At 67.4% G+C, this 24,521-nt stretch carries 20 protein-coding genes; 8 read left to right on the top strand and 12 right to left on the bottom strand.

The annotated features are described in order from the left end of the window. Nucleotides 1-22 precede the first annotated feature (22 nt). From H9658_RS11345 to H9658_RS11355, 3 genes are all read right to left on the bottom strand, one after another. The gene (locus H9658_RS11345; RefSeq protein ID WP_191825422.1) at nucleotides 23-2,224 is read right to left on the bottom strand and encodes a DUF7657 domain-containing protein; all 2,202 of its coding nucleotides are present in this window, start codon (nucleotides 2,222-2,224) and stop codon (nucleotides 23-25) included. Nucleotides 2,225-3,180: 956 nt separating this feature from the next. Further along, nucleotides 3,181-4,122: an electron transfer flavoprotein subunit alpha/FixB family protein gene (locus H9658_RS11350; protein ID WP_191825423.1), complete on the bottom strand. Its 942-nt coding sequence runs from the start codon at nucleotides 4,120-4,122 to the stop codon at nucleotides 3,181-3,183. Next, nucleotides 4,122-4,868 carry an electron transfer flavoprotein subunit beta/FixA family protein gene (locus H9658_RS11355; protein ID WP_179568594.1) on the bottom strand — a complete coding sequence of 249 codons (747 nt, stop codon included), beginning with the start codon at nucleotides 4,866-4,868 and terminating at the stop codon, nucleotides 4,122-4,124. The genes H9658_RS11350 and H9658_RS11355 overlap by 1 nt, the downstream gene beginning before the upstream one ends. Before the next feature lie 241 nt (nucleotides 4,869-5,109). On the opposite strand from H9658_RS11355, the gene rfbB reads away from it, so the two are divergent. From rfbB to rfbD, 4 genes are read left to right on the top strand one after another with little or no spacing between them, the layout of a single operon-like run. After that, a complete protein-coding gene (gene rfbB, locus H9658_RS11360) occupies nucleotides 5,110-6,165 on the top strand; it encodes a dTDP-glucose 4,6-dehydratase (protein ID WP_191825424.1) in 1,056 nt (351 codons plus the stop codon). 57 nt (nucleotides 6,166-6,222) lie between these two features. After that, complete coding sequence (gene rfbA, locus H9658_RS11365; RefSeq protein ID WP_179568591.1) at nucleotides 6,223-7,110, top strand: glucose-1-phosphate thymidylyltransferase RfbA; 888 nt, start codon at nucleotides 6,223-6,225, stop codon at nucleotides 7,108-7,110. Then, nucleotides 7,107-7,664, top strand: a complete 558-nt coding sequence (gene rfbC, locus H9658_RS11370) for a dTDP-4-dehydrorhamnose 3,5-epimerase (protein WP_179568589.1) — start codon at nucleotides 7,107-7,109, stop codon at nucleotides 7,662-7,664. Before rfbA ends, rfbC begins: the two co-directional genes overlap by 4 nt. Beyond that, nucleotides 7,661-8,578 carry a dTDP-4-dehydrorhamnose reductase gene (gene rfbD / locus H9658_RS11375; protein ID WP_191825425.1) on the top strand — a complete coding sequence of 306 codons (918 nt, stop codon included), beginning with the start codon at nucleotides 7,661-7,663 and terminating at the stop codon, nucleotides 8,576-8,578. Before rfbC ends, rfbD begins: the two co-directional genes overlap by 4 nt. A gap of 81 nt (nucleotides 8,579-8,659) precedes the next feature. Here rfbD and H9658_RS11380 read toward each other — a convergent pair whose 3' ends face one another. Together H9658_RS11380 and H9658_RS11385 are read right to left on the bottom strand one after the other, a co-directional pair. Then, nucleotides 8,660-10,063 (bottom strand): mannose-1-phosphate guanylyltransferase/mannose-6-phosphate isomerase, encoded by a 1,404-nt coding sequence (locus H9658_RS11380; protein ID WP_179568585.1) that lies wholly within the window; start codon nucleotides 10,061-10,063, stop codon nucleotides 8,660-8,662. Nucleotides 10,064-10,103: 40 nt separating this feature from the next. Then, a complete protein-coding gene (locus tag H9658_RS11385; RefSeq protein ID WP_191825426.1) occupies nucleotides 10,104-11,450 on the bottom strand; it encodes a phosphohexomutase domain-containing protein in 1,347 nt (448 codons plus the stop codon). A 134-nt stretch (nucleotides 11,451-11,584) separates the two neighbouring features. On the opposite strand from H9658_RS11385, the gene H9658_RS11390 reads away from it, so the two are divergent. Both H9658_RS11390 and H9658_RS11395 read left to right on the top strand, forming a co-directional pair. Further along, nucleotides 11,585-12,322 carry a CoA transferase subunit A gene (locus H9658_RS11390; protein ID WP_191825427.1) on the top strand — a complete coding sequence of 246 codons (738 nt, stop codon included), beginning with the start codon at nucleotides 11,585-11,587 and terminating at the stop codon, nucleotides 12,320-12,322. Between the two features lies 1 nt (nucleotide 12,323). Then, nucleotides 12,324-12,956: a CoA transferase subunit B gene (locus tag H9658_RS11395; RefSeq protein WP_191825428.1), complete on the top strand. Its 633-nt coding sequence runs from the start codon at nucleotides 12,324-12,326 to the stop codon at nucleotides 12,954-12,956. A 23-nt stretch (nucleotides 12,957-12,979) separates the two neighbouring features. Here the strand turns inward: H9658_RS11395 and H9658_RS11400 are convergent, their stop codons facing one another. Continuing rightward, nucleotides 12,980-15,811 carry a rhamnan synthesis F family protein gene (locus H9658_RS11400; RefSeq protein ID WP_191825429.1) on the bottom strand — a complete coding sequence of 944 codons (2,832 nt, stop codon included), beginning with the start codon at nucleotides 15,809-15,811 and terminating at the stop codon, nucleotides 12,980-12,982. Nucleotides 15,812-15,877: 66 nt separating this feature from the next. Then, nucleotides 15,878-17,521 (bottom strand): electron transfer flavoprotein-ubiquinone oxidoreductase, encoded by a 1,644-nt coding sequence (locus tag H9658_RS11405; protein ID WP_191825430.1) that lies wholly within the window; start codon nucleotides 17,519-17,521, stop codon nucleotides 15,878-15,880. A 113-nt stretch (nucleotides 17,522-17,634) separates the two neighbouring features. Here H9658_RS11405 and H9658_RS11410 point away from each other — a divergent pair, with 113 nt between their 5' ends. Further along, nucleotides 17,635-18,216 carry an alpha-ketoglutarate-dependent dioxygenase AlkB family protein gene (locus H9658_RS11410; RefSeq protein ID WP_191825431.1) on the top strand — a complete coding sequence of 194 codons (582 nt, stop codon included), beginning with the start codon at nucleotides 17,635-17,637 and terminating at the stop codon, nucleotides 18,214-18,216. A 585-nt stretch (nucleotides 18,217-18,801) separates the two neighbouring features. On the opposite strand, the gene H9658_RS11415 is transcribed toward H9658_RS11410, so the two are convergent. The 4 genes from H9658_RS11415 to H9658_RS11430 form a co-directional block, all read right to left on the bottom strand. Next, nucleotides 18,802-19,470, bottom strand: a complete 669-nt coding sequence (locus H9658_RS11415; protein WP_191825432.1) for an ABC-type transport auxiliary lipoprotein family protein — start codon at nucleotides 19,468-19,470, stop codon at nucleotides 18,802-18,804. Beyond that, nucleotides 19,467-20,393: an MlaD family protein gene (locus H9658_RS11420; RefSeq protein WP_191825433.1), complete on the bottom strand. Its 927-nt coding sequence runs from the start codon at nucleotides 20,391-20,393 to the stop codon at nucleotides 19,467-19,469. The genes H9658_RS11415 and H9658_RS11420 overlap by 4 nt, the downstream gene beginning before the upstream one ends. Before the next feature lie 3 nt (nucleotides 20,394-20,396). Then, a complete protein-coding gene (locus tag H9658_RS11425; protein WP_179568567.1) occupies nucleotides 20,397-21,218 on the bottom strand; it encodes an ABC transporter ATP-binding protein in 822 nt (273 codons plus the stop codon). Nucleotides 21,219-21,297: 79 nt separating this feature from the next. Then, nucleotides 21,298-22,410 carry an ABC transporter permease gene (locus H9658_RS11430; protein ID WP_179568565.1) on the bottom strand — a complete coding sequence of 371 codons (1,113 nt, stop codon included), beginning with the start codon at nucleotides 22,408-22,410 and terminating at the stop codon, nucleotides 21,298-21,300. A 98-nt stretch (nucleotides 22,411-22,508) separates the two neighbouring features. Here H9658_RS11430 and H9658_RS11435 point away from each other — a divergent pair, with 98 nt between their 5' ends. Continuing rightward, complete coding sequence (locus tag H9658_RS11435) at nucleotides 22,509-23,768, top strand: threonine/serine exporter family protein (protein WP_179568563.1); 1,260 nt, start codon at nucleotides 22,509-22,511, stop codon at nucleotides 23,766-23,768. A 99-nt stretch (nucleotides 23,769-23,867) separates the two neighbouring features. Here H9658_RS11435 and H9658_RS11440 read toward each other — a convergent pair whose 3' ends face one another. Further along, complete coding sequence (locus H9658_RS11440) at nucleotides 23,868-24,344, bottom strand: H-NS histone family protein (RefSeq protein ID WP_191825434.1); 477 nt, start codon at nucleotides 24,342-24,344, stop codon at nucleotides 23,868-23,870. Between the last annotated feature and the right edge of the window lie 177 nt (nucleotides 24,345-24,521).

Here is a 24,521-nt window from a genome sequence, read left to right on the forward strand (position 1 = left end):
AAGATCCTTTCGAATGCGTAATTCAGTGGACGGAAGTACAGCCAAGCCTGCCGTCGGGGAAGCGAACAGTGCTGCTGCGGTCCTTCTGTTCGACCAGCAAGCACAGATCGCTGGCCTTGACTCCGGGGGCGAATCTCACTGTTAGGCGAATTCCTGAGGCGCCGAGCGCTGGATCGACTGCAGCGGCAACGTCAGGTCGCAGCATACGGATGGCCGAGCTCTGACTTGGGCTCGCGGAGGTCCAGACACTGATCTTGGTTGAGTCGTCAATCGGAGCATGCAACCAGCCCTGCAGCGTAATTTGCCCGTTTTCCCACGGAGAAATCGAGTCGACATGGCCGAAAACGCTCTGTGCGATCGCCGCTACCGGTCGGGCATTTAGCATGTGGATTTGAAGTGGGTCGCCATTCTGTGGTGCACTGCGCTTTGGCTTGGAGAGAGCGCCGGCGACGAAAGCGCTGGCCGGGACCGCGATGTGATCGGCGCCCACAATCACAGGAGCTTCAGTGTCACCCACGGAAATGTGAGCGTAGCGGTTGAAGGTCAGCTGAAACTGCTCATCAGACATTTCAGAGAAGTGCCTCTTGAAGAAGTCGAGCTGCGGGTAATAGAGCACATGGTTGATTGATGGCAGTCCGGCGCCGGCGATAAGCGCTCCGTAGTGCCCGGGCGCCACAATCACGCCATTGGCATCGGTGGCGGCACCACGCTGCTGCAGATTCTGGCGCACCTGCTCGCGGTCAAGCGAAAAGATCGGATAAGCCGATTGGATTGGATTGAATAGGCCGTAGGTCAGCAGGTTTCCGAGCAAGGCGACAGTCAGTACCGCTTTCGTTCGCGCACTATCTCGCCGGACCCGGCATGCGATGAGCACTAGCAGCCCGAGGCATAGCAGAGGTACTGCGTCCTTCCAGCTGTAGAGTCCATGGACGCTGCCGTCGCCGTAGGCGAGTTTGGCCAGGATGCCTGCCACGGTGAGCAGGGCTAGGGCCGCAAGCCTGCGCGTGCTCAGGCGGGCGCCGCATTGGCTCAGGATCACGGCCGCAGCGAGATTCAGGATCAGGCCCAGTCCCAGCACCGCGCGGGAAGGTGGCACCATGAAGAGTCCAGTTGCCTTGCCGACAATCGCGGGCAATGGCAAGAAGATCCAGCAGCCGAAGAACCCTAGGCCTGCGCCGATGACCAGCAGGCTCGGCCGATGCTTCCAGGCCCAGTGGCGCCATGCATCGCCATCGATGAGCGTGGCGGCATAGAGCGGGATTAGCGTGGACATTACGGTAATCTCGCAGGCATTGGAGTTGACAAAGGCTGCCAGCGGCTCGAATCCACGCGTGGTGAGCGACGGATTGAAATGCGCGAATAGTTTCGCCCACTCGACACCTCCCGCAATGCTTTGGCGCCGTCCGGGATAGACGGTGTTTTGCATGATGTCGATCAGCTCATGGAAATAGGTGATGAACAATGCCAGCGCGATGGCGCCAGCGACTGTGGCATCGAACAATCGCGCCCGTGTCACCGCGTTCGACCTGAAGGCAATGATCAGCACTGCCATGGCCACACCCGACGCATAGAGAAATGGCGGATAGGCGCACGAAAGTAGCCAGACGGTAAGTGCGTAGGTGCTGGTGCCGATTCGCCAGAACCTGTTGTCGAAATGCAGCCAGCACACCGCAACCCAAGGAGCAAGCGCAAACGCTCCCGCGTTGCTGGTCCACCAGACTTGTACGAAGGGGGAAAAATAAAGTGTCGTGGCGACTACTAGGCTGATGATCGGAGTGGCGCGCATTTGACGCAGAAAGATCGACCAGCCGGCGATAAAGGCAGTCGACATCGTGGCAAAGTAAAGCGAGTACGCATTGGCTGGCGGCAGCAGCAGAAAACCCCAGTAATAGGGTTTGAAGAGCATCGCCCAGTCCTTGATCGGAAGTGCCTGAAACGAGCGAAGGATTTCCCGGTACGGTGAAATCGTGTTGACGCCTTGCAGGTCGTTGGCAACGGCAATCTGGATATAGGGGGTCAACACCATCCACTCATCGGACCGGATCTGGCGGGCTTGTCCTAGCCAGAGCCCGCTCGGCTCGATGCCCATGACACGCAATCCCATGGCATAGGATGAGGGGGAGAGTCCAAGCGCCACATAGATTGTGATCGCCAGCACTCCAATCGCTGCCGCCCACAGATACTTGGTTCTGAGGTCTGTCGACGTGAGAGGGTTGGTAAACATCAGGCTGGCTCGGGCGCCGCTAAGCATGGAAATCCTTCCGATAGGTTTTGAGCGCCCACTCGGGAAGTGCTCGTGCCCCCTATTCTAGCCGGGACGGCCGCCACGTCGGACGATGCAGGCTTTGGGCCACCGACTCTCAAGCCTGCAAGAAGCCGCGTGTGGAGTGTTTGCTTGCGCTCCGCCACCACCATGATGCGAGATCCAGCGCAGCCTCATGTTTGCGGCGATGGCGGCTGCGGTGCACGCGATAGCATCAGGCCGGCCTGCTTCAAGGGGTTTGGCCTCGCGTTTTTACGCTCGGCGAACCACGTAGAGAGCCGAAGAGACGGTACGATACGCCACCGAGCCTGCTTAGTAGGGGTTTCGCAAAGAACCCTTTGCCTAACGGCGTAGCCTCGACTCCAGGATGTTGATTGACGTTGTAACAAGGCGTAGCGGTCTGGTATCGCGTCTGTAGCCCGTGTAGTTGAGGGCAACTTGCTGGATGCCCACGCACGCATAGGTATGCTCTAGCGTATTGCAATGCTGCTGGCGAAGACGGGCAGGCCAGGTGCTTTCGAGAGGGTGCGGCAGAAGGATTTTCCCCCGCCGCATGTCCATTATTTGGACGATGACTCGGTCGGGCGATTGCTTCACATGCTGGCCTCACGCCTTGCCGGACCATCACGCTGCGGTCTGTCAGTCATCACGGCTTGCTGGCGCGAGTTCGCTATGGCCGCAATGTTTCGCCGTTTAAGGGGGATGATAATGGCAACTATCATCATAGTCGCCATTCCGATACTTCGGATAGTTCCTTCCGACCTCAAAGTCTGGATGTTGCAACTTCCCGCCTGACAGTCGGCGTGCCTGCCATCCTTTAGGATGGCAGGAGCCGTGCAATAGCATCTGGCGCCCGAGCTAGGCCGCAAGAGGTGGCTCTGCGATGGGCCTGGTTGTGGCCTGTGAGGTGCTGTAGCTCAACCCAGTGCCGTTTCCAGTTCCGGGAGCAAGGTGAACAGGTCACCCACCAGCCCGATGTCGGCGATCTCGAAGATCGGCGATTCCGGATCCTTGTTGATCGCGACGATGGTGCCGGCGTCCTTGATCCCGGTCAGGTGCTGGATCGCGCCGGAGATGCCGACCGCCACGTACAGGTCCGGGGCGATGATCTTGCCGGTCTGGCCGACCTGCAGTTCGTTGGGCACGTAGCCGGCATCCACCGCCGCGCGCGAAGCGCCTACCGCGGCGCCGAGCTTGTCGGCCAGCTTGTAGATGATCTGGAAGTTCTCCGCCGAGCCTACGCCGCGGCCGCCGGAGACCACGCGCTTGGCGCTCTGCAGGTCGGGGCGGTCGGAGCTGCCCGCGGCCAGGCCGACGAAGCGGGTGTGGGTGGGCAGCGTCGCGCTGACGCTGGCCGCTTCGATCGCCGCGCTGCCGCCCTGTGCCGCTTCCGGCCACGAGGCGCTGCGCACGGTGGCGACCACGGTCTGGTCGGCGGGCGCCTGCACGCTGATGATCGCGTTGCCGGCGTAGATCGGGCGCTTGAAGGCATAGTCGCCATCGACCGCCATCAGGTCGGAGATCTGGTTGACCCCGAGCAGCGCGGCGACCACCGGCATCAGGTCCTTGCCGAAGGTGGTGGAGGGACCGAACACGTGGCTGTAGCCCTGCGCCAGCTGTGCGATCTGCGGCCCCAGCACCTGCGCGATGGCGTGTGCGTTGGCCGGGTCGGCGACGGTGAGCACGCGGCTCACGCCGGCGATCTGCGCGGCCTGTGCGGCGACCGCGGCCGGGTCGGCGGCCAGCACCACGATGTCGATGGTTTCCGGCGACAGCGCCTGCGCGGCGCTGACCGTCTTGGCGGTGGCCGCGTTGAGCTGGCCGTTCAGGTGTTCGGCGACGACGAGGATCTTGGCCATTACAGCAACCCCTTCTGCTTGAGTGCGGCCACCAGTTCGGCGGCGTCCTTGACCATCACGCCGCGGCTGCGCTTGGGCGGCGGCGCGTAGTGGGTGGTGGCGAGGCTGTCGTTGGACTCCACGCCCAGGTCGGCGAAGGCCAGGGTCTGCAGCGGCTTGCTCTTGGCCTTCATGATGTCGGGCAGCTTGATGAAGCGCGGCTCGTTCAGGCGCAGGTCGGTGGTGACCACCGCCGGCAGGTCCACTTCCAGCGTTTCCAGGCCGGCGTCGACTTCGCGGGTCACCGTGGCCTTGCCGTCGGCGACCACCAGCTTGCCGGCGAAGGTCGCCTGCGGGCGGCCCCACAGCGTGGCCAGCATCTGCCCGGTCTGGTTGGCGTCATCGTCGATCGCCTGCTTGCCCAGGATCACCAGGTCCGGCTGCTCCTGCTCGACCAGTTTGAGCAGGGTGCGGGCCGCGGTCAGCGGCTGGATCGCGGCATCGGTGACGACGTGGATGGCGCGGTTGGCGCCCATCGCCAGGCCGTTGCGCAGGTGCGCGGCGGCATCGGCAGGAGCCAGGGTGACCACCACCACCTCGCTGGCGATGCCGGCGTCGCGCAGGCGCAGCGCCTCTTCCAGGGCGATTTCGTCGAACGGATTGGGGGAAAGCTTGACGCCCTCGGTCACGACGCCGGAGCCGTCCGGCTTGACCTGGATGCGGACGTTGTAGTCCACCACGCGCTTGTAGGCGACGAGGATTTTCATCTTGTACGAGATCCTTCAGCAGTGCGGGAAGGCCCGGCCGCGGCGGCTGGCACGGGGCAGTCGGTGGATTCTAACCGGCGGCGATGGACCATGCGAGGGCGTATGGTGGCGGTCGGAGGCGGCTGCCTCAGTCTGAACCCGGCCCGGCCCGGCAGGCGCAGGCGACCATCCCCGGCAAAGCGTATATCCTGTGCGGTTTGAGCAGCGGCGCGCCTCGCAGCGCCGACCAGGAGACGTGACAGTGGCTACATGGCTAGTAACCGGCGGTGCCGGCTTCATCGGCGGCAATTTCGTACTGGAAGCGGTGTCGCGCGGGGTGCGCGTGATCAATCTGGACGCATTGACCTATGCCGGCAATCTGAACACGTTGGCGACGCTGGAGGGCAATCCCGACCACGTCTTCGTGCAGGGCGACATCGGCGACCGCGATCTGGTGGCGCAACTGCTGCGCGAGCACCAGCCCGACGCGGTGCTGAACTTCGCCGCCGAGAGCCATGTGGACCGCTCGATCGACGGCCCCGGCGCCTTCATCCAGACCAACGTGGTCGGCACCCTGGGCCTGCTGGAAGCGGTGCGCGACCACTGGAAGGCGCTGCCGGACGGGCCGCGCGCCGCGTTCCGCTTCCTGCACGTGTCCACCGACGAGGTCTACGGCACCCTGGGCGAGACCGGCAAGTTCTCCGAGACCACGCCGTACGCGCCCAATTCGCCGTACTCGGCCTCCAAGGCCGCTTCCGACCACCTGGTGCGCGCGTTCCACCACACCTACGGCCTGCCGGTGCTGACCACCAACTGCTCCAACAACTACGGCCCGTACCACTTCCCGGAAAAGCTGGTGCCGCTGGTGATCGCCAAGGCGCTGGCCGGCGAGCCGCTGCCGGTCTACGGCGACGGCAAGCAGGTGCGCGACTGGCTGTTCGTCGGCGACCATTGCGCGGCGATCCGCACCGTGCTGGCCAAGGGCCGGGTCGGCGAGACCTACAACGTCGGCGGCAACTCCGAGAAGCAGAACATCGAGGTGGTGCAGGCGATCTGCGCGCTGCTCGATGCGCGCCGCCCGCGCGCCGACGGCCAGCCGCGCGCCAGCCAGATCACCCATGTCGCCGACCGCCCCGGCCACGACCGGCGCTACGCGATCGATGCGTCCAAGCTGAAGAACGAGCTGGGCTGGGAGCCGCAGTACAGCTTCGAGCAGGGCATCGCCATCACCGTGGACTGGTACCTGGCCAACCAGGCCTGGGTGCAGGGCGTGCTCGACGGCAGCTACCGGCTGGAACGCATCGGCACGGCGGCATAACGCGAGTCCCTCGCAAGAGCCCGCACATCGATGTGCGGACTTCCTAGGAAGCACCTCATGACCCAACGCAAAGGCATCATCCTGGCCGGCGGCTCCGGCACCCGGCTGTATCCGATCACCAAGGGCGTCAGCAAGCAGCTGCTGCCGGTGTACGACAAGCCGATGATCTACTACCCGCTCAGCGTGCTGATGCTGGCCGGCATCCGCGAGGTGCTGATCATCAACACCCCGCACGAGCAGGCCTTGTTCCGCGCGCTGCTGGGCGACGGTTCGCAGTGGGGCATGCGCCTGGAGTACGCGGTGCAGCCGAGTCCGGACGGGTTGGCGCAGGCCTACCTGATCGGCCGCGAGTTCATCGACGGCAAGCCGAGCTGCCTGGTGCTGGGCGACAACATCTTCCACGGCCATGGCCTGACCGAGACCCTGCGCCGCGCCGACGCGCGGCAGCACGGCGCCACCGTGTTCGGCTATTGGGTCAACGATCCGGAGCGCTATGGCGTGGCCGAGTTCGACCAGGCCGGCAAGGTCATCGACATCGCCGAAAAGCCGGCCCAGCCGCGCTCCAACTATGCGGTCACCGGCCTGTATTTCTACGACGGCCAGGCCAGCGAGCACGCGGCCGCGTTGAAGCCCTCGCCGCGCGGGGAGCTGGAAATCACCGATCTCAACCGGCGTTACCTGGAGGCGGGCGAACTGCACCTGGAACCGCTGGGCCGCGGCTACGCCTGGCTGGATACGGGCACGCATCAGTCGCTGCACGAGGCCTCCAACTTCATCGAGACCATCCAGTCGCGACAGGGCTTGCAGGTGTGCTGCCCGGAAGAGATCGCGTTCGGCCAGGGCTGGATCGATGCCGCGCAGCTGGAGAAACTCGCCGCGCCGCTGTTGAAGAACGACTATGGCAAATACTTGCATGAACTGGCTGTCCGAGGAATCGTTCCGTGAAAGTGATTGAAACCAATCTGCCCGGCTGCGTGGTGATCGAGCCGGCGGTGTTCGGCGACGAACGCGGCTATTTCTTCGAGACCTGGAACGCCGAGCGGTTCGGCCAGCATGGGCTGCCCACCCGCTTCGTGCAGAGCAACGTCTCGACCTCGGCCAAGGGCGTGCTGCGCGGGCTGCACTATCAGTGGCCGCGCCCGCAGGGCAAGCTGGTCAGCGTGCTGGAAGGCGAGGTCTACGACGTCGCCGTGGACATCCGCCGCGGCTCGCCGCACTTCGGTCGCTGGGCGGCGGTGGTGCTGAGTGCGGAGAACAAGAAACAGTTCTGGATCCCGGAAGGTTTCGCGCATGGCTTCGCGGTGCTGTCCGAGCGCGCGGTGTTCAGCTATCTGTGCACCGACGTGTACGTGAAGGAAGCCGACGCCGGCGTGCGCTGGGACGACGCGGCGATCGGCGTGGACTGGCCGATCAGCCAGCCGGTGCTGTCGGCCAAGGATGCGGTGGCGCCGTTCCTGGCCGACATCGCCGAAGACCGCCTGCCGGTGTACGCGCCGTGACCACGCTGGTGTTCGGCGCCAACGGCCAGGTCGGCCAGGAGCTGTTGCGCGCGCTGGCTGGGCGCGGGCCGGTGCTGGCGACCACGCGCAGCGGCCGCCTGCCCGACGGCAGCGCCTGCGAAACAGCCGACTTCGATCAGCCGCAGACGCTGGGCGCCTTGCTGGACCGGCTGCAGCCGACGGCCGTGGTCAATGCGGCCGCCTATACCGCAGTGGATCGCGCCGAGCAGGACCGAGACGCCGCGCTGCGCGCCAATGCCGAGGCGCCGGCCGCGATTGCCGCATGGTGTGCGGCGCATGGCGTGCCGATGGTGCATTACTCCACCGACTACGTGTTCGACGGCCAGGGCACCCGCCCGTATCCGGAGGACGCGCCGACGGCGCCGTTGGGCGTGTACGGCGCGACCAAGCTCGCCGGCGAAGACGCGATCCGCGCTTCCGGCGCGCAGCACCTGATCTTCCGTACCGCCTGGGTCTACGCCGCGCACGGCAGCAACTTCCTGCGCACCATGCTGCGCGTCGGCGCCGAACGCGACGAATTGCGCGTGGTCGCAGACCAAGTGGGCACGCCGACGCCGGCAGCGTTGATCGCCGACGTCACCGCGCACGTCCTTGAGCAGCGCGCTGCCGCGCAATCTGGCACCTGGCACCTGACCGCTGCCGGCGAGACCACCTGGCACGGCTTCGCCGAGGCGATCTTCGAAGAGGCGCTCGTCGCAGGCCTGCTGGCGCGCGCGCCGCGCGTGCTGCCGATCGCCACGGCCGAGTATCCGACGCCGGCCAAGCGTCCGGCGTATTCGCGGCTGGACATCTCCAGGCTGCAGCGCGATTTCTCGCTGGTGTTGCCGCAGTGGCGCGATGGCCTGCGCCAAGTGATCGGCGAACTGGCCGCGCATGCGCCGCAGTCCGCATAGCGCGGCGCATGTCGACCTGAAAGGCGGAAACGAAAAAAGCCGGGCATCGACCCGGCTTTTTTTGTTTCGCTGCGGCAGGACTCAAGTGCGGCCGTAGGTATCCTCGAAGCGCACGATGTCGTCCTCGCCCAGGTAACTGCCGGACTGCACCTCGATCAGTTCCAGCGGCAGCTTGCCCGGGTTCTTCAGGCGATGGGTCACGCCCAGCGGGATGTAGGTACTCTGGTTCTCGGTGAGCAGCAGCACTTCCTCGCCACGGGTGACCTCGGCGGTGCCGCTGACCACGATCCAGTGCTCGGCGCGGTGGTGGTGCATCTGCAGGCTCAGCGTGGCGCCAGGCTTGACGGTGATGCGCTTGACCTGGAAACGCTGGCCGTTGTCGATCGAATCGTAGGCGCCCCACGGGCGATACACCTTGCGGTGCCAGGTGGCTTCGGAGCGGCCGCTGGCCTTGATCCTGGCCACGATCTCCTTGACCTCCTGGATCCGCTCGCGGTGCCCGACCAGCACCGCGTCGTCGGTCTCCACCACCACCACGTCCTGCAGCCCGACCATCGCGATCAGCCGCGAACCGTAGGCGTAGGTGTTGCGGCAATCGATCTCGATCACGTCGCCGTGGTGCGCATTGCCCTGCGCGTCCTGCGGCGAGACTTCGAGCAGGGCCGACCAGGAGCCGACGTCGTTCCAGCCGGCGTCGAGCGGTACCACCACCGCATCGGCGGTCTTCTCCATCACCGCGTAGTCGATCGAGTCCGACGGGCTGGCGGCGAAGGCGTCCTTGTCCAGGCGGGTGAAATCGGCGTCGCGCTTGGACGCTTCCCAGGCCTTGCTGCAGGCGTCGGCGATCGCCGGCTGGAAGCGGCGCAGCTCTTCCAGGTAGCGCGAGGCGCGGAACAGGAACATGCCGCTATTCCAGTAGTACTCGCCCGAAGCCAGGTAGCCCTGCGCGGTGGCCAGGTCCGGCTTCTCGACGAAGCGCTCGACCGCGCTGACGCCGTTGCCGGCGCCGGCCTTGATGTAGCCGTAGCCGGTTTCCGGCGCGGTCGGCTTGATCCCGAAGGTGACCAGCTTGCCCTGCTCGGCGGCGGCGGCGGCCGCGCGTACCGCGGCCTGGAAGGCCGCTTCATCGCGGATCACGTGGTCGGAGGGCAGGACCAGCAGCAGCGGATCGGCGCCGTTGCGGGTGGCCTCCAGCGCCGCCACGGCGATCGCCGGGGCGGTATTGCGGCCCTTGGGTTCGAGCAGGATCGACTGCGGCTTCACGCCGATCTGCTGCAATTGCTCGGCGGCGACGAAGCGGTGCTCTTCGTTGGCGACCACGATCGGCGCGTGCCCGGCCACGGGTGCCGCGCGCAACCACGTGGCCTGCAGCATGCTGTGTTCGCCGACCAGCGGCAGGAACTGTTTCGGATAGGACTCGCGCGACAACGGCCAGAGCCGGGTGCCGGAACCGCCGGACAGGATGATGGGTAGGACGTCGCTCATGGGCGGGGGAACTCCATAGTGCGTCTGGGGGGAGGGGAGATCAGTCGCGCAGCAGGTCGGAAATTTCCTGCGTGCGCGCTTCCAGCAATGCCGCATCGCCACGCGTTTCCACGTTCAGGCGCAACAGCGGTTCGGTATTGGAGCTGCGCAGGTTGAAGCGCCAGTCGGCGAATTCGGCGCTGATGCCGTCGGTATAGTCCAGCGCCGGCGCGTGCGTGGCGAAATGCTCCATCACCCGCGCCACCGCGGCCTTGGCATCGGCGACCTTGAAGTTGATCTCGCCGCTGCACGGGAACTTCTGCATGCGCGCCTCGACCAGGTCGGCCAGCGAACGGCCCGACTGCGACACCAGTTCGGCGATCAGCAGCCACGGGATCATGCCCGAGTCGGCGTAGGCGAACTCGCGGAAATAGTGGTGCGCGCTCATCTCGCCGCCGTACACGGCGTTTTCGCTGCGCATCTTCTCCTTGATGAAGGCATGCCCGCTCTTGCACAGCACCGGCACGCCGCCGGCATCTTCCACCATCTCGATCGTGTTCCAGGTAAGGCGCGGGTCGTGCACGACCTTGCCGCCCGGCTGCTTGGCCAGGATCGCCTGCGCGAGCAGGCCGACCAGGTAATAGCCTTCGATGAAGCGGCCGTTCTCGTCGAAGAAGAAGCAGCGGTCGAAATCGCCGTCCCAGGCGATGCCGAAGTCCGCGCCGTGTTCCTTGACCGCCTTGGCGGTGGCCTCGCGGTTCTCGGGCAGCAGCGGATTGGGGATGCCGTTGGGGAAGTGGCCGTCCGGCTCGTGGAACACGCGCACGAACTCGAACGGCAGGTGCGGCGCCAGCAGATCGACGATGGCGCCGGCGCCGCCGTTGCCGGCGTTGACCACCAGCTTCAGCGGCTTGAGCGAGCCGATGTCGATGTAGCTCAGCAGGTGCGCGATATAGGCGGACTTGTCCGTGCGGCTGTGCTCGGCCGCGGTCGGCGTGCCGGCCGGCGCAGTGTCGGCGGCCACGGTGTCGCGGATCGCGAACAGGCCGGTATCGGAGCTGATCGGGCGCGCATTCTCGCGCACCAGCTTCATCCCGTTGTAGTCCATCGGGTTGTGGCTGGCGGTGACCATCACCCCGCCGGCGGCCTGCAGGTGGTCGGTCTGGAAATACACTTCCTCGGTGCCGCACAGGCCGATGTCGATGACTTCGCGGCCGCTGGCGCGCAGGCCGGCCGACAGCGCGTCCTGCAGCCCCTGGCTGGCCAGGCGCACGTCGTGGCCCACCACCACCGGCCCGCTCTCCAATTGCCCCGCCAATGCCACGCCGATGCGGCGGGCCAGGTCCTCGTTCAGTTCGTCGGGAACGCGACCGCGGATGTCGTAGGCCTTGAATGCGGGAAGCGACATAGGGGAGGGACCTTGCATGGGGGAACCTGGAGTGTAACGTTCCGGCCCTTAATCGGTCATTGCGGCAGTGCGCAGCGGGCCGCGGCCGGCGAGCGGCTAGACTATCTGTCTACTTCCAATGCGGATGCGGGCCAATGGGCGATACCTCCACCCGGGTGACCGGGCGACGCGGCAAGCTTTTCCCCGACGCGGCCACGGCGCTAGCCGACGTGGTGGCGGACGGCCAGACCCTGGCGGTCGGCGGTTTCGGCCTGTGCGGCATTCCCGAGGCGCTGATCGCGGCGTTGCGCGATTCCGGCGCGAACGGCCTGACCGTGATCTCCAACAACGCCGGGGTCGACGGGTTCGGCCTGGGCCAGCTGCTGGCGACCCGGCAGATCCGCAAGATGATCTCGTCCTACGTCGGCGAGAACAAGGAATTCGAGCGCCAGTACCTGGCCGGCGAGCTGGAGCTGGAGTTCAATCCGCAGGGCACCCTGGCCGAGCGCCTGCGCGCCGGCGGCGCCGGCATTCCCGCGTTCTTCACCGCCACCGGCTACGGCACCATCGTCGCCGAGGGCAAGGAGACGCGCGAATTTGACGGCAAGCACTACGTGCTGGAGACCGCGCTGCAGGCCGACGTGGCCCTGGTCAAGGCCTGGAAGGCCGACGCGGCCGGCAACCTTGTGTTCCGCAAGACCGCGCGCAACTTCAACCCGGCCTGCGCGATGGCCGGCAAGGTCTGCATCGCCGAGGTCGAGGAGGTCGTCGAGACCGGCAGCATCGATCCGGACCAGGTGCATCTGCCCGGCATCTACGTCGATCGTATCGTGCACAACCCGCATCCCGAGAAACGCATCGAACAGCGCACCCTGCGCCAGAAGGACGCCTGACATGGCCTGGACCCGCGACGAAATGGCGCAGCGCGCCGCCCGCGAACTCACCGATGGCGCCTACGTGAACCTGGGCATCGGCCTGCCGACCCTGGTCGCCAACCACATCCCCGAGGGCGTGGACGTGTGGCTGCAGTCGGAGAACGGCCTGCTCGGGATCGGCCCGTTCCCGAGCGAGGACGAAGTCGACGCCGACCTGATCAATGCCGGCAAGCAGACCGTCACCGCCCGCGCCGGCGCCAGCTATTTCGGCAGCCACGATTCCTTCGCGATGATCCGCGGCGGGCATATCGACCTGGCGATCCTCGGCGCGATGCAGGTCAGCGCGCGCGGCGACCTGGCCAACTGGATGGTGCCCGGCAAGATGGTCAAGGGCATGGGCGGGGCGATGGACCTGGTCGCCGGGGTCAAGCGCGTGGTGGTGCTGATGGAGCACGTGGCCAAGGACGGCAGCCACAAGCTGCTGCCCGAGTGCGACCTGCCGCTGACCGGCGTGGGCGTGGTCGACCGCATCATCACCGACCTGGCGGTGTTCGACGTGAGCGCGGAGGGCCTGGTGCTGGTCGAGGCGGCCGACGGCGTGGACGAAGCGGAACTGGTTGCCAAGACCGGGGTCGCTTTCCGCAGAGCCTGACGCTACCGCGGCGCGGACGCCGCTCAGATGGTCACGGCGACCCGGCCGCGGCCAGTGAACGCGTCGCCGACCGCCAGGCCTCGCGCCCAGTCGCCGGCCTGCCAGCGGCCCTCGCCCAGGCAGCGCAATGGCGCCTGGATCAATGCCCGGTCGAACGTGAATTGCCAGGTCTCGCTGCCGCCGACGGCGCAAAGGTCGGCGACGAAATCGAGCGCGCCTTGCTGGACTGCGGCGACCGTGGCGAAGTGCGTGGGATCCAGTTCGTTGTCGGCGAAGACGGGTTCGACCTTGCCATCGTCGCGCAACGCGAAGTGCGAGAACTGGCCGTCCGGTGCGGTCAGGAAGGTTTCCAGCAGCAGGTCGTGTTGCAGGATCGCCGAGGTTTCCGCATCCGCGTTGCGGCCATCGAAGTAGCGGGCTTCGGCCCAGCCGCTGGCCTGGACCTGCGCGATGCCGTCGTTCACCGCGAAATAGCCGCCGCCCAGCGCGGTTCCGGTCAACCTGCCCAGTTGCGCCTGGATGGTGCCTGCGTAGCCCAGGTCCGCCACCATGGCTGGCGCGTCCTCGACCGTGGCGCGCCAGTAACGCAGATAGCCTTCGCGTTCGACTGCGGCGACGTCGAGCAGCGCCGGCATCGCAGGCGCCAGTTTTTGCAGCAAAGCGGTGCGCATCTCCGGCAGCATCACCATGCCGCGCATGTCTGCGGCGCCGAGCTGCGCTGCGATCGCGCGTGTCGCTGCAGTGCCGAGCCGTGCCTGCAGCAGATCCTGCAGGCTGCCGGTATAGGTACTGCCGAGCAATGCCTCCAGGTCGCTGGCCTCGCGCAGCGTCGGCACGCCGGTGCCGCGGCGCGAGGCCAGCAGATAGCGGCCGCGCAGCGCGGCCAGCGGCGGACATGCCGCCTGGAGCTGCGCAAACGCCTTTTGCAGCAGATAGCCTTCCCGGCTCAGGAACAGGATCTGGCCGATGCCGCGCGACAGCGCCACGCGCGACAGCCACAGCAGGTAGTCGGCGAGCAACGGGCCGAAGACCAGGTAGCCGAGCGAGGTCGGCGACTCCAGGCGCAGGCGGTGGCCGAACTGCTCCGGCCGGGCATCGGCCAGATCCGCCAGGTGGCCACTGAGCAGGCCCAGCCACAACTGATCCTGCCAGGGACTGGATGCGCCGGCGGCAGGCCGCAACGGGCGCAACGCCGGGACCACGTCGAGCAAGGCCGCTGGCCGCAGCACATGCACGGGCGTGAGATAGCCATGCATCTGCGGGCGCTGGATATCCGCCTGTTCGTTGTCGCCGACGTGCAGCCACTGCCGCGCCGCCACGCCTTCGCGCGCCGGCAGCCGTTCCCAGGCCTGGTCGTCGTCCTTGCGCCAGCCGGTTTCGCAAGACACGTACCAGGCTTGCGGCAGTCCGCGCACTGCCGATGGCAGCACCCTTTGCAGGTCGGCGCTGTCCAGGTACATGTCCGACACGGCGACCAGGCGCCGGCCGTTGCCGGCGAGCGCGGCGGCAGCGGCGACCAGCGCCTGACGCGGCCGCAACAGGCGCGCTTCGGTATCCAGTTCGAGTTCCTGCAGGGCGTGCAGGGGAAGGTCTTTCGCCTCCGCGAGGTGCGCCATCGCGGCATAGATGGCGTCCAGGTCGACATCGCGCCCGGCCGTTGCGCGCGCGCGCCCTTCGGCACGCTCGCGCAACATGGCGAAGTCGGCGACGCCCAGCGTTTCGGCGGCCAGATGGGCGAGATAGGCGCGCGCGCCGGCGGGGGTCAGGAAGGGGCGCGTCACCAGGGTGTCGAACACGTCCAGCGATACCACGTTTGCGTCGATCGCCGAGAGCGCCACGCGCGTGGCCAACGGCATCTGGAAGGCCTGCATCCAGTTGCGGCTTCCTTCCGTGCTCAGCGCGAGCGTTCCGTCCGCTGGCAGAATGCCGGCCAGCAGCCCGTGCTGGCGCGCCACCGCCACGAACATCCGCTCCAGGGCATGCTGCAGCGTCCCGTCGATCTGGCCGCGCTCTTCCGGGAAGTCGTGCAGGTTCAAGCCCAGTGCGTAGATCGGCCGCAATGCCTCCACGCGCGCCCAGAACATCGAGCCGGCCGGGAAATCGATGTAGGCCGTCGCATCGATGCCGACGCCCAGTCGCTGGCCCAGTTCGCGGCAGGCCTGCAGGTTGCTCAGCCACGTATGCGCCCACAGCGGCACGCCGGCGAAGCTTTCCGGATACACGATGCCCAGCCGCGGTTCGGCGGCGAACATGCCCAGAATCCAGCCGATCCGCTGCGCCGAACCGAACAGGGACGCGGTCAGGTAGTTGCGCCAATCCTGGCGCTCGTTGCCGGTATACAGCGATTTTTTGCTATGCCAGTGCGCCACGACGTCGAGCGCGAGGATGTCCTCGCGGAACGTCACGATCAACGGCGCCAGGTCGCGGCCACGATTGGTGACCTTGCGCACGTGCAGCGTCTGCAGGTTGGGCAACGACGACAGGCGCTGTTGGGCCGCGGCCTGCGCGTCGGCGTCGATGACCGACACCATCAGCACGTACGGCACCGGCATGGCGGTCAGCGCCTGCGCCAATTCACCCAGCAGGTCGGGGTAAAAAACGTGGGCCATCACGCCCACGCGCAGTTGCACGCGCTCGATCGGCGTCGGCGCGGGAAACGCGACATCCGATGGCGGAGGTGCCGACGTTTGCGCGTGCGCGGCATTGCGCAGGCGCCGCACGAAACCGGCAAGGCCCAGCGCTCGCAGGACCTTCCAGCTGCGCTCGGCAACCGCGACCAGGCCACGCCAGCCGCCGCCGTGCCGCTCGACGGCCGCACGCGCGGCAAACCCGGCCTTGCGCCAGCGGGCTCTCATCGCGATGTCACGTGGCGAAGAACGCGGCGGCGGCGCAACAGGAGCATCGTGTCGGAAGCGTGTGGCTCACAGGTTCTGGTAGTTCGGCCCGGAGCCGCCTTCCGGCGTGACCCAGTTGATGATTTCGTAGGGGTCCTTGATGTCGCAGGTCTTGCAGTGCACGCAGTTGGCGGCGTTGATCTGCAGGCGCTTGCCGGCCGCGTCGTCGACGATCTCGTACACCGCGGCGGGGCAGAAACGGGTGCAGGGGTTGCCGTATTCCTCGGTGCAGCGGGTCACGCAGATCTGCGGGTCCAGCACCTGCAGGTGCACGGGCTGGTCTTCGTCGTGTTCGGTGGCGGCGAAGTACACGGCCTGCAGGCGGTCGCGCGGCGCCAGGTCGCGCTGCACGTAGTCGCGCTTGGGCTGTTCGTGTTCGCCCAGCCGGTCCAGCGACGACCAGTCGGCGGTCACCTTCAGCGTCCACGGCGAGGCGCCCTTGACCAGGGTCTCCCAGGCGCCGTTGAGCAGGCCGAACCACATGCCCTTCTTGAAACCGGGCTTGATGTTGCGCACCTGGCGCAGTTCGGCCATCACCTCCGAGCCGCGCAGCCGCGCGTCGAAGCCGGCCGGGTTCAGCGCCACGCCGGCGGCAAGGTGTTCGGCGGCGAGCATGCCGCTGCGGATCGCCTGGTGGGTGCCCTTGATCTTGGGCACGTTGAGCAGGCCGGCGCTGTCGCCGATCAGCAGCGCGCCGGGCATCTCCACCTTCGGCAACGACTGCCAGCCGCCGCTGGCGATGGCGCGGGCGCCGGCCGACAGGATGGTGCCGCCTTCCAGCAGCGGCTTCATCAGCGGGTGGTTCTTCCACTGCTGGAACGCTTCCCACGGCCGGTATTCCGGGTCGTGGTAGTCCAGGCCGCTGACGTAGCCCAGCGCCACCTGGTTGTTCTCCAGGTGGTACAGGAAGCTGCCGGCATAGGTGGCGTTGTCCGCCGGCCAGCCCAGGGTATGCACGATCTTGCCGGGCACCACGCGGCCTTCCGGCAGCTGCCACAGTTCCTTGATGCCGATCGAATAGGCCTGCGGGTCGCTGTCGGCGTCCAGCGCGAAGCGCTTGACCAGGCGCTTGGTCAGGTGCCCGCGCGCGCCTTCGGCCAGCACCGTGACCTTGGCGCGGATATCGATGCCGGGGGTGTAGCCGGGCTTGTGCGACCCGTCCTTGGCCACGCCCATGTCGCCGATGCGCACGCCGAGCACCGTGCCGTCGTCGGCATGCAGGGTCTCGGCGGCGGCGAAGCCGGGATAGATTTCCACGCCCAGCGCCTCGGCCTGCGGCGCCAGCCACGCGCACAGCGCGCCGAGGCTGACGATGAAGTTGCCGTGGTTACGCATGCCCGGCGGCACGATCGGGAACTTGCGCCCGCCGTCCTTGCTCAGGTGCCAGAACTCGTCTTCGCCGGCGGGCACGCAGATCGGCGGCGGGCTGTCGCGCCAGCCGGGCAGCAGCGCGTCCAGCGGCGCCGGTTCGATCACCGCGCCGGACAGGATCTGCGCACCGACCGTGCTGGCCTTCTCGATCACGCAGACCGAGATGTCCGGGTTGAGCTGCTTGAGCCGGATCGCGAACGCCAGCCCGGCCGGACCCGCGCCGACGGTGACCACGTCGTATTCCATGACGTCGCGTTCCACTGGCTCCGGCGCGCTGGCGCCGCCCTCCAATTCCGTCATCTGGTCCGCTCCCGTTGGCTCGATCTGGCTGTCTGCATTTTCAGGCTTTGTGCGTGACGGGGCAAATTCCGCACGCTGGCGTATGGTGCCGGCCGGCATGCTAGCGTGGCGCGATGCAACTCGATCTGCCCGGCGCCGACGTCCGCTGGCTGCCCGGCTGGCTCGCCCCGGCCGAGGCGGCGGCGCTGTTGGCGCACCTGCTGGCCGGGGTGGCCTGGGAGGTTCACCGCATCCGCCTGTTCGGGCGGATGGTGGATTCGCCGCGGCTGAGCTGCTGGATCGGCGACCCGGAGGCGAGCTACCGCTATTCCGGTACCCGCTTCGCGCCGCATCCGTGGCCGCCGGCGTTGCAGCCGTTGCGCGAACGGCTGGCCGCGGAGACCGGAGTCGCGTTCAACAGCGTGCTCGCCAACCGCTATCGCGATGGCCGCGACGCGATGGGCTGGCACAGCGACGACGAAAAGGAATTGGGCGCGCGTCCGCTGATCGCCTCGCTGAGCCTGGGCGCCACACGCCGCTTCGTGCTGCGCCATCGCCAGGAGCCGGCGCTGCGCCAGGCGCTGGAACTGAGCGCCGGTGGCTTGCTGTTGATGGGCGGGGAGACCCAGCGCCTGTACCGGCATGCCTTGCCGCGGACTGCAAAATCGGTCGGCGAGCGGATCAATCTGACGTTTCGGAAAATCGCAGCGCCTTAGCGGCCACGAATTCCTTTCACCCCTCGGGAGCATGGCCCCCTTTTCCGGGGAAGGTGCCCCGATGGGGCGGATGCGGGTATGGGCGAAGCCTGGTGCATCCAACTCCGCGAGTCGCTTTCGCGCCGTACCCTCACCCCAACCCCTCTCCGGGTGGGAGAGGGGCTAGACGTTCCCTTCTCCCATCGGGAGAAGGTGCCCCGAAGGGGCGGATGAGGGTAGGGCGCAGCCTGGTGCACCCGAACTCCGCGAGACGCTTCGCGCCGCACCCTCACCCCAACCCCTCTCCCGGTGGGAGAGGGGCTAGACGTTCCCTTCTCCCATCGGGAGAAGGTGCCCCGAAGGGGCGGATGAGGGTACGGGCGCAGCCTGGTGCCCCCAAACTCCGCGAGACGCTTTCGCGCCGTACCCTCACCCCAACCCCTCTCCCGGTGGGAGAGGGGCAGACGTTCCCTTCTCCCATCGGGAGAAGGTGCCCCGAAGGGGCGGATGAGGGTACGGGCGCAGCCTGGTGCCACCCAACTCTGCTAGACGCTTCGCGCCGTACCCTCACCCCAACCCCTCTCCCGGTGGGAGAGGGGCTTCGGATCAGCGGCGCGGTGCCGGTGCGACCTTCGGCACCGGTGCCAGGGCCGTGGCTGCGTCGGCCTGGCCCTGCTGCAGGGTCCAGCCGACCACATCGCCGGTCACCTGCGACAGCGCCTGGCTGAAGGCGTCGGCGACCTGCGCCTGCGCGGTGCTGGCCGCCGGTTGCGCGGCGAGGAAGGTGCGCGAGGCGACCACGCGCTGGTCGGGCGTGTACAGCAACTTGGCGTTGAGCTCGATCGTGGCCGATGGCACGTCGTGGCCGGCGTAGTCGGATTCGAAGCGGCGCAGGTCCAGCAACAGCTTGTAGTCGGCGCGGATGCCGGTGCCGAGCCGGGCCACGCCGGGAATGCGGCCGGAATCCTCGAACGCGCGGACCAGGGTGTCCTCCAGCATGTCGGTGGCCGGCTGCGCCCAGCTGACGCCGCTGTAGACCTGCAGTTCGTCCGGGGTGGGGCGCACTGCGATGCGCGGGCTGTCGACCACCCGCGCGGCGCTGGGCTTGGCGATCGCCAACTGCCAGGTTACCTGCGGCCATGACGGATCCGGCGCGACGCGCACGTTGGGCGCGTAGATCGTCACCGGATCCTTGCTGCCGCCGGTCAGCGCGGAGCAGCCAGCGAGCAGTAGGGCCGGAAGGGCGAGCAGCAGGAGGGCGCGCGTCGGCTTCATTTGGGTTTGAACTCCTTCGGGGCGTCGCGGCCGAGCAGGTAGCGCGCGGGGTTGTTGTCCAGGCGGTCGCTGACCCGGCGCAGGTCGCGGATCAGCCCGCGCAGTTCGGTCAGGGTCGGGCCGAGCTGGCCCAGGCCGTCGTTGGCGAAGCTGTTGATCGCCGCGCGGTTCTCGCCCAGGATCTTGTCGGCGTTGCCGGACGCCGAATCGAGCTTGCTCAGCGTGCTTTCCAGCTTGTCCAGGATCGGCGGCAGCTGCTGCACCAGGTTCTGGTCCAGGCGCTGGATGGTGCCGTTGGTGGTCTTCAGGGTCACGTCGAGATTGCGCGCGGCATCGCGCGCGCTGAGGATCAGCGATTGCATGCCTTCGTCGCGGTCGGCCAGCGAGCCGCTGATCGTTTCCAGGTTGTGCAGGGTGGCGGTGATGCTGGCCACGTTGCGGTCGCTGAGCACTTCGTCCAGGCGCTCGACGATGCGGTTGGCGGTGTCGGTGATGTTCTGCAGCGCCGACGGCGTGGTCTGGATGATCGGCGCGTCGCTGGCGTCGATGGAGGTCAGCGACGGCGCCTCCGGGGTGCCGCCGGAGAGCTGGATGATCGACGGCCCGGTCAGGCTGGTGATGCCCAGTTTGGCGCGGGTGTCGCTCTTGATCGGCGTGGTCGAATTCAGCCGCACCCGCGCCACCACCTGGCGCGGATCGTTCGGCGCCAGGGTCAGTTCGGTGATCGAGCCGACCGCGATGCCGTTGTACTGCACCGGGCTGCCCACCGACAGGCCGGTCACCGCCTCGCGGAACACCACCCGGTATTCCTGCCAGGTGCGGTCGGACGAATACTTGGCGGCCCACAGCCCGAACAGCAGCAAGGCCAGCCCGGCCACGATGGTGAAGGCGCCGATCAGGACGTAGTTGGCTTTGGTTTCCATGGCTCAGTGGGTCTCGGTCCAGGCGGTTTTGGCGTCGCGCGCCGCGCGCGCGCGCGGGCCGTGGAAATAGTCCTGGATCCAGGGGTGGTCGACCTGCTCGATCTCGGCCAGCGGCGCGGTGGCGATGACCTTGCGGTCGGCCAGCACCGCCACGCGGTCGCAGATAGCGTACAAGGTGTCCAGGTCGTGGGTGATGAGGAACACGGTCAGCCCCAGCGCTTCCTGCAGGGTGCGGATCAGGCGGTCGAAGGCGGCCGCGCCGATCGGGTCCAGCCCGGCGGTGGGTTCGTCCAGGAACAGCAGCGGCGGGTCCAGCGCCAGCGCGCGCGCCAGCCCGGCGCGCTTGCGCATGCCGCCGGACAGCTGCGAGGGCAGCTTGTTGATCGCATCGGCCGGCAGTCCGGCCAGCTTCACCTTCAGCAGCGCCAGTTCGTAATGCCAGCTGTCGGGCAGTTCGCCGAAGTGCTCCTTCAGCGGCACCTGCACGTTTTCGCCCACGCTCAGCGAGGAGAACAGCGCGCCGTCCTGGAACAGCACGCCGGTATTGCGCTCCACGTGCAGGCGGTCTTCGCGGCGCCGGGAGTCGGTGTCCACGCCGAGCACGCGGATGTGGCCGGCATCGGGCTCGCGCAGGCCGAGGATGCTGCGCATCAGCACCGACTTGCCGGTGCCCGAGCCGCCGACCACGCCGAGGATCTCGCCGCGGCGCACGTCCAGGTCCAGGTCTTCGTGCACGGTCTGGGTGCCGAAGCGGTTGAGCAGGCCGCGGACCGAGATGGCCAGTTCTTGATCGGGATTGGGGATTGGGGATTCGGGATTGGTCAAGGCAATGGCTCCCGGCCAGGCAGCGCGCGGCGCCCGCCTTCAACGAATCCCCAATTCCCAATCTCCAATCCCGGCTCCATCACCACCCCACGTTCATGAACCACAGCGCGGCGATCGCGTCGATGATGATCACCAGCGAGATCGTCTGCACCACGCTGGAGGTGGTGCGCTCGCCGACCGATTGCGCGGTGCCTTCCACGCGCAGGCCTTCCAGACAGCCGATCAGGCCGATCACGATCGCGAAGATCGGCGCCTTCGACAGGCCCACCAGCATGTGTCGCAGCTGGATGGTGTCGTGCATGCGCGCCAGGTACATCTGCGGCGGGATGCCCAGGTCGAAGGCGCCGACGGTGACGCCGCCGGCCAGGCCGGCGATCATCGCCACGAAGGTCAGCAGCGGCAGCATCACCAGCAGCGCCACCAGCCGCGGGATCACCAGCAGGTCCATCGGGTCCAGACCCAGGGTCTGGATCGCATCCACCTCTTCGCGCGCCTTCATCGCGCCGATCTGCGCGGTGAACGCGCTGGCGGTGCGCCCGGCCAGCACGATCGCGGTCAGCAGCACCGCGAATTCGCGCAGGAAGGCGATGCTGACCAGTTCCACCACGTAGATCTCGGCGCCGAAGTCGCGCAGGATGGTCGAGCCCAGGAACGCGATCACCGCGCCGACCAGATAGGACAGCAGGGCGACCAGCGGCACCGCGTCCAGCCCGACCTGTTCCATGTGGTGCACGGTGGAGGTCAGGCGGAAACGCCGCGGTTCGTGCACCAGGCGCAGCACCTTGACCAGGGTCTCGCCGAGGAAGCCGACCAGGGCGACGATCTCCTTGCCGTTGCGGTGCACCGCGTAGCCCAGGCGCTCCAGCGCCGCGGCGAAGCCGTAGTCGCGCTTGCGCTTGGGGCGGTCGTCGGCGACGTCCTCGATGGTGCTGACCAGCGCCTGGTGGTCGTGGCGGAAGTTCAGTGCCTCGTGGGCGATGCCGTTGCGGGTGGCGTAGCGCATCAGCTGCAGCACGCCGGCCGAATCCAGCTGGCCGATGCCGCTGGCGTCGATGCCGGTGGTGCCGGCCGGCAGCGTGCGCAGCACGTCGGACGACGCCAGCGCGGTGGCCAGCGTCCAACTGCCGGATAGCCGCACCCGCGTGGGGTCTCGGTCGTCCTGGCTGAGTGTTGGCGGTTGCGGTTCGATCATGGGGTGTCCGGGCGCGAGCATACCTGTTTCGCCTGCACCGCAATGTCGTCGTGCGCCACAGGGTGGCTGTGCGCGGGGTTCGCGCCATACTAGCCGACATGCAAGCCGCGCCCATCGCCACTCCCTCTGCCAGCGCCACCTATGCGCAACGGATCGCCTTCGTCTCCGAGATCGCCGGCCGCCTGCACACCTACGGCACCACCGCGCAACGCCTGGAGGCGGCGGTGGTGGCGTTGTCGCAGCAGTTGGACCTGGATTGCGAACCCTGGTCCAACCCGACCGGGCTGATCCTCAGCTTCAGCGATCCGACCAAGGCGATCGGCTCCAGCGACATCACCCGCGTGGTGCGGCTGGCGCCGGGCGACAACGATCTGCACAAGCTCAGCGTCGCCGACAGCATCGCCGACGACGTCGCCAGCGGACGCATGAGCGTGGCCCAGGGCCATACCGCGCTGCGCCAGCTGGACCGACCGCCGGGGCGGCGCTGGAAGGCGATGCAGGTGCTCGGCTTCGGCCTGGCCGCGCTCGGCGTGGCCGGGCTGTGGCGGCTGCCGTGGCTGGATATCGCCACCGCCACCGCGATCGGCCTGCTGATCGGCGCGCTGACCCAGCTCACCGACAAGCGCCCGGCCGCCAAGGAGGCCAACGAGGCGCTGGCGGCGCTGCTGGCCGGCGTGGTCGCCGCGCTGGTGGCGACCTTCGTGGCGCCGCTGAACCTCAATTCGGTGATCATCGCCTCGCTGGTGGTGCTGCTGCCGGGGATGGCGCTGACCAATGCGGTCAACGAACTGACCAGCCAGCACTGGGTGTCCGGCACGGCGCGCTTCGCCGGCGCGGTCACCACCATCCTCAAGCTCACCGTGGGCGCGGTGATCGCGGTGACCCTGGCGCAGTTGCTCGGACTGGAGCCGCTGGTGCACGCGTCGCGGCCGCAGGCGGTGTGGGTGGAATGGGCGTCGCTGCTGGTCGCGGCGTACGCGTTCGCGTTGCTGTTCAAGGCCAACGGCCGCGACTATCCGTGGGTGATGGCCGCCTCGGTGGCCGGCTACGCGATCGCGCGCTTCGCCGGCGAGGCCTGGGGCAGCCCGGTCGGGATCTTCCTGTCGGCGATGTCGCTGACCGCGGCCGGCAATCTGTTCGGCCGGCTGGTGCAGCGTCCGGGCGCGCTGATCCGCCTGCCCGGCATCATCATGCTGGTGCCCGGCAGCGCCAGCCTGCGCGGACTGCTGACCCTGGTGCAGCAGCACGACGTGTCCGGCGGGCAGTCGGCGCTGCTGGCGGTGACCAATATCGTGATGGCGCTGGTCGCCGGCCTGCTGTTCGGCAATCTGCTGGTGCCGGCGCGGAAGAATCTCTAGTTCCGCGGTCGCTGCGGCAGGCATAAAAAACGCCGGCTTGCGCCGGCGTTTCTCGAATAAACGACCGATCCCCGACCCGTTGCCGGATCGGGGTGCCGATCAGTTTTTCGGGGCGGCGGACTTGCTGGCTTTCTTGGCGACCTTGGCGACTTTCTTGGTGGCCTTCTTCGCCGTCTTCTTGGCCGGCGCGGCGGACTTGGCCGGCGCTGCGATCAGGAAGTCGTCGACCTTCTTGCCCTTGGCCACCTGCTCGGCCAGCCAGCGCGGCTGCTTGCCGCGGCCGGTCCAGGTTTCGGCGGTATTGGCCGGATTGCGGTACTTCGGCGGCACCTTGCCCAGCTTGCGGCCCGGCTTCGGACCCGGCTTGCCGGCAGCCGGCTTGCGGCCGCGCTTGGCCGGAGCGGCGCCATCGAAGACTTCGTCGATGCTGTAACCGTGCGACTTGGCCAGGCGTGCCAGCTGCGTGCGGACCTTGGCGATGGGCGTGCGCTTGGCGACGATGGTCTGTTGCTTCTTGGCCGTCTTGATGAGAGCGCCCAACTGCTTGGCCGACAGGCCACTGAGATCGATGGTCATTTGTACTCCGGAAAATGGGTGATGGGCATACAGCCATTCCCTGGCTAGAGCGGAATCATAATATCGCTTTATCGGATTGACAAATATTCCGGGTATTTCGATAGGCACGCCGATCGCTGGATCGGCCTGGGTGTCACTTATACGCACCGAATTCCGATTGTCAAATCAACGCGGGGT

This window comes from Xanthomonas bonasiae (assembly GCF_014836395.1).
GTDB lineage: Bacteria > Pseudomonadota > Gammaproteobacteria > Xanthomonadales > Xanthomonadaceae > Xanthomonas_A > Xanthomonas_A bonasiae.

Coding starts and splice junctions, on each gene's coding strand:
- H9658_RS11345 (WP_191825422.1), bottom strand. CDS start 2,224: ATGTTTACCAACCCTCTCACGTCGACAGACCTCAGAACCAAGTATCTG.
- H9658_RS11350 (WP_191825423.1), bottom strand. CDS start 4,122: ATGGCCAAGATCCTCGTCGTCGCCGAACACCTGAACGGCCAGCTCAAC.
- H9658_RS11355 (WP_179568594.1), bottom strand. CDS start 4,868: ATGAAAATCCTCGTCGCCTACAAGCGCGTGGTGGACTACAACGTCCGC.
- rfbA (WP_179568591.1), top strand. CDS start 6,223: ATGACCCAACGCAAAGGCATCATCCTGGCCGGCGGCTCCGGCACCCGG.
- H9658_RS11380 (WP_179568585.1), bottom strand. CDS start 10,063: ATGAGCGACGTCCTACCCATCATCCTGTCCGGCGGTTCCGGCACCCGG.
- H9658_RS11385 (WP_191825426.1), bottom strand. CDS start 11,450: ATGTCGCTTCCCGCATTCAAGGCCTACGACATCCGCGGTCGCGTTCCC.
- H9658_RS11390 (WP_191825427.1), top strand. CDS start 11,585: ATGGGCGATACCTCCACCCGGGTGACCGGGCGACGCGGCAAGCTTTTC.
- H9658_RS11395 (WP_191825428.1), top strand. CDS start 12,324: ATGGCCTGGACCCGCGACGAAATGGCGCAGCGCGCCGCCCGCGAACTC.
- H9658_RS11400 (WP_191825429.1), bottom strand. CDS start 15,811: ATGAGAGCCCGCTGGCGCAAGGCCGGGTTTGCCGCGCGTGCGGCCGTC.
- H9658_RS11405 (WP_191825430.1), bottom strand. CDS start 17,521: ATGACGGAATTGGAGGGCGGCGCCAGCGCGCCGGAGCCAGTGGAACGC.
- H9658_RS11410 (WP_191825431.1), top strand. CDS start 17,635: ATGCAACTCGATCTGCCCGGCGCCGACGTCCGCTGGCTGCCCGGCTGG.
- H9658_RS11415 (WP_191825432.1), bottom strand. CDS start 19,470: ATGAAGCCGACGCGCGCCCTCCTGCTGCTCGCCCTTCCGGCCCTACTG.
- H9658_RS11420 (WP_191825433.1), bottom strand. CDS start 20,393: ATGGAAACCAAAGCCAACTACGTCCTGATCGGCGCCTTCACCATCGTG.
- H9658_RS11430 (WP_179568565.1), bottom strand. CDS start 22,410: ATGATCGAACCGCAACCGCCAACACTCAGCCAGGACGACCGAGACCCC.
- H9658_RS11435 (WP_179568563.1), top strand. CDS start 22,509: ATGCAAGCCGCGCCCATCGCCACTCCCTCTGCCAGCGCCACCTATGCG.
- H9658_RS11440 (WP_191825434.1), bottom strand. CDS start 24,344: ATGACCATCGATCTCAGTGGCCTGTCGGCCAAGCAGTTGGGCGCTCTC.